Here is a 2,437-nt window from a genome sequence, read left to right on the forward strand (position 1 = left end):
ATTGGGTGCTGATGATGTGGTCGTCCCAATTCACTCTAGTAACACACCAGAGATGCAAAATAATCTTTTTACTCCTAGTGGTTCTAGTGATCAATTTAATGTAATACCGACAACAATAAATTATCATTATGATGAGCAGACTAAAGAGTATGAAAATATATACCAGGAATTACCATCGCAATATATCGACTCAAACGGTAGCAATTTTCCAGGGAATAATGATTTTGCTCCCATCAACGAATATCACATGATGTTTGACATACCGGAAGGACATCAGAAGGGACTGTTCTGGTTTCATTCCCATCAGCACGGTAGTAGCGATCGCCAGGTTAGGTCTGGGATGTCAGGTGGAATTGTTGTTAAGGGTATTCAGACAGCATTCCCTGTGCTTAAAAATATCAATATTACTGAGGAAGATGCCGATAGCTATGGAAAAATAATGTTGTTCAAGGATTTTAATGACTATCTTGGTACTGGTAGTAACAAGCCCAAATTTTGGGCTCTTAATGACTTAAAATATCCTGAAATCACAATCAACTCATTTGAGGACAGGTTCTGGCGTATCGGTAATATTGGTGCAGATAAGTACCTCAACTTAACATTTGTCAAGCCCGGCAGCAATCCCAACCATTCCTCTGATCTGGGTCTACCAAAATTCTTGATCTTAAGTCGTGATGTTAGCCAAAATTATTTCGCAAATCTTTCATTAACTGATTCAATTTTGGTACCTCCCGCTGGTCGAGTTGGGCTAATTGTGCTTGGAGGTGAACCAGGAGAAACCTATGACCTTATATCGGTAGACGATCATAACACACCCCAGCCCTATGGCAACCCAGATTGCTTGGATGTTAATAATAATAAATACGGCTACTTAGCCTCTGTAACAATTCCGGCGGCCTCAAAATCTCAATCACTCAAAGGACTACTTTCCCCTCAAGTATGCCGTAATACTGAGGGAGGATTTAAATGCCTCAAGTCCCTCAAATTAGGGCAATTAGCAGGAGGGGAAATCCTACCCAACCCTAATACGTTAGCTAGCTATGTGGAATGTTCTGGGGAAGCCACTGATACATGCGTAGTCTCTAGTTCAACGGATCCAGACGATAAATTCGAATTCATCTTTAATCGGGGTTACCTGAATCCACCCAATCAGGACATGGTCTTTACCATGAATGGGGAGTTATATGATGGTAGCCGGATTAATAAAGTCGTTAATGTAGGCACTAATCAAGACTGGAAACTGGTAAATCAAGACGGAAGTGATCACGCTTTCCATATTCACCAACTCGATTTCATAATGACTGAGGTTACGGTGCCTAACGATTACGTAGAACATCGTGGTAAGCGTGATTTCTATGATAACTACCCAGTTGAATGTAATCCAGCTACACTTCCCAAGGGTGGTCAAGGGTCTCACTGTACACTAAAAACATTAAAACATGGGTATCGGGACACAATTAACTTACCCGCAAACAGCGAAACAACAGTCCGTATTCCCTTCTTGAACCCATTCATTACTGGTGTATTCGTCTATCACTGCCATATCCTAGCTCACGAAGACTCAGGCATGATGCAGAATATTAAGGTAGTGAATCCCAAAAGCTATATTCCTCCGGCTTTGTTTGAACAATGGTTTGATAAATTCCAAGTCGAGGATAATAAATAGTCTCCGGAGACGTCTTTTTTACAGGTAGGTAAAATTGTTTGTTAGGATTAACCTACTCACTCCAGAGCTAGCAGTAACGTGGGCAACTAGTTGCCCACCTGTAGTAGTTTAAAATGATTTGTAAAACATGCCAATCCAATTTGATTTAGCCAAATATCTTAACCCTATATTTGTTGAAACCGGAACCTATAAGGGTCACGGCATTGCTGCTGCTTTAGAATCAGGGTTTACCAAGATCTACAGTATCGAAGTTTCTCAAGAGTTTTACGAGCACTCGGTACAACGATTTAAATCAGAAATTGCCCAAGGAACTGTAGAAATCCTCTTAGGAGACTCATTATCTTGTTTAGCAGAGGTAATTCAGACCATAGACTGTCAAATCACTTTCTGGTTAGATGCTCACGAGACACTGGGTTATCAGGGTAAAAAGTCTTGCCCCCTGTACGAGGAACTTGATGCGATCGCTAATCATCCCATAAAAAACCATACCATCCTAATTGATGATCTGCGTTTACTATCACAAGAAGGTTGGGGTGAATCAGTTGTCAAAGATGACATCATTGAAAAGCTTAAACAAATCAATCATAATTACTCCCTGAGCTATGAAAATGGTAAAATCGAAAATGATGTTTTAGTGGCTGTTACTAATACCTCCCTGGCTGTGGGTGCTGATTTAAAGTGATTTACAGTAACTATTGACCATAAGCAAAAATAAATTTTTGTTGAACATGGCTACTAACGCTAGTAAACCTAATTTCTTGTGTATTGGGG

General features: G+C 40.2%; 2 protein-coding genes. Both read left to right on the top strand.

The genetic code is table 11. From position 1 onward, the window contains the following. The coding region (locus tag F6K52_RS35295; protein WP_293089704.1) for a multicopper oxidase domain-containing protein at positions 1–1,666 on the top strand (1,666 nt) is incomplete at its 5' end. A 127-nt stretch (positions 1,667–1,793) separates the two neighbouring features. After that, positions 1,794–2,348, top strand: a complete 555-nt coding sequence (locus F6K52_RS35300; protein WP_293089706.1) for a hypothetical protein — start codon at positions 1,794–1,796, stop codon at positions 2,346–2,348. The last annotated feature ends 89 nt before the right edge of the window (positions 2,349–2,437 follow it).

Source organism: Moorena sp. SIO3H5 (assembly GCF_010692395.1).
Taxonomy (GTDB): Bacteria; Cyanobacteriota; Cyanobacteriia; order Cyanobacteriales; family Coleofasciculaceae; genus Moorena.

Excerpts from the sequence above, each read along its gene's own strand:
- F6K52_RS35300 (WP_293089706.1), top strand. The coding sequence starts at position 1,794 with ATGCCAATCCAATTTGATTTAGCCAAATATCTTAACCCTATATTTGTT.